Consider the following 1624-nt stretch of genomic DNA (forward strand, 5'->3'; position numbering starts at 1 on the left):
CTCCAATACCGTGGCCGTTACCGTGTTTGAGGCCTGGCGGCAAAACGGGTTTTCAGGGTCGCCCGGCATGCGCGGATGAGACATAAGTCCGCTTTTGCCAACCTTTGAACTGGCGCCCCCTTGCCAGGATCTAGGTAAAAACCCTAAACTTCAATCCTTCAAGCCTAAAGTTCTCGCTGCAGGCCCGAACGTGCGGATTGCCACTACCCGGCCCTTCCTGCGTTATCCCTTCCCACCGCCCAGTCCACAAGACTGGAAGGAAAAACACAGTGAATATGGTCATCCAGCGTATTTTCGGCAACAGCACGTCCCGTCTTTCCAGCACCGCCAAAACAGCCAACCGGCTCTCGGTCGAGCAGATCCAGGAAAGCCTGCGCACCCTTTTGCAGGATTGCGAAGATCCGCGCACCTCACGGGTGATCTACAAGATCAGCCTGGCCAAAACCCCTTCCGACCTGTGGCTGCTGCGCAGCGACCTGCACCAATGCATCGCACATGCGCATTCCCAGACGGAAGCGGCCGAACGCATCAACGGCCTGATCGGTGTTTTTGAGGGCTGGCTGCCGGCCAGTCAGCTGACGCGCATCTAGCGCCAGCGGCACATTCAGGGGTATCGCCGCACCAGCGATTCCGCCACGCATACCGGCTTGGGCGAACCTTCGCGCTCCACAGTCACTTCCCAGGTCATTTGCATGCCGGCGTTGTCAATCGCCTCGGCCGCCAGCAGTTTCATGCGTGCCCGCAGACGGCTGCCGACGGGCACCGGCGCGGTAAATCGCACCTTGTTGAGCCCGTAATTCACGCCCATGCGCGAGCCGGCAATCTCAAACGACGACTCGAAAAACCGCGGCAGCAGTGACAAGGTCAGGAACCCATGGGCAATCGGCCCGCCGAACGGGCCGGCCGCCGCCTTTTCAGGGTCCACATGAATCCACTGGTGGTCGCCCGTCGCTTCGGCAAACAGGTTGACCTGTTGCTGCGTGATGGTGATCCAGTCGCTGACGGCGACTTCCTGGCCGGTGCAGGCGGCCAGGTCGGCCAGGGTTTCAAAGGTTTTCATGCCGCCACTGTAGCGACACATAGGGGCACGGCATGTCGGCTCAGCGACAAACCGGCGCGATGCTCAGAGGTTCAACGGTCAAGCCACCGGCAGATGCCCTGCCACTGTTCCATGTCTTTTTCAACACGGCTGGGTGCCACGTCAAACACCGTCAGCCCCCGAGCGGCCAGGTGAATGTAGTTCTGCGTGTCGCGCAGGTAACCCAGCACCGGCAAACCCAGCCCYTCRACGAAGCTGCGCAGCTTGTCGGCGGCAATCGTGCGTGAATCCACGCGCATGCCGACAATGCCCACCTGCATCTTGCCGGCGTGCTTGTGTTCCGCCAGTTGGTCCAGGAAGGTGCGCGTGGCAAAGATGTCGAAGACGCTGGGCTGCAGCGGCACGATGACCTTGTCGGCCAGCTTCAAGACATCGTTAAAGCGCGAGCCATGCAACCCGCCGGGCGTGTCGAGCACCACATGCGTCGTGCCCTTGGGGGGTTTGACGATCAGGTCTGCATTCACATCCCAGGTGGCAATCGGCCGGGCGGCGGGCGGCCGCAGCCCCAGCCACAACCGTGAAGAC

At 61.4% G+C, this 1624-nt stretch carries 3 protein-coding genes; 1 reads left to right on the plus strand and 2 read right to left on the minus strand.

The window, feature by feature from the left end; all coding sequences use genetic code 11:
* The first annotated feature begins 269 nt into the window (after positions 1–269).
* Positions 270–590, plus strand: coding sequence for a hypothetical protein (locus AC1D1P_RS22825; RefSeq protein WP_477668307.1), 321 nt, complete (start codon positions 270–272; stop codon positions 588–590).
* Between the two features lie 14 nt (positions 591–604).
* Here the strand turns inward: AC1D1P_RS22825 and AC1D1P_RS22830 are convergent, their stop codons facing one another.
* Positions 605–1060, minus strand: coding sequence for a MaoC family dehydratase (locus AC1D1P_RS22830; RefSeq protein WP_477668308.1), 456 nt, complete (start codon positions 1058–1060; stop codon positions 605–607).
* A gap of 71 nt (positions 1061–1131) precedes the next feature.
* Positions 1132–1624: ParA family protein (locus AC1D1P_RS22835; protein ID WP_477674565.1), on the minus strand; the 493-nt coding region annotated here is incomplete at its 5' end.

The sequence above is a fragment of the Polaromonas sp. P1_E1_2 genome, assembly GCF_056406035.1.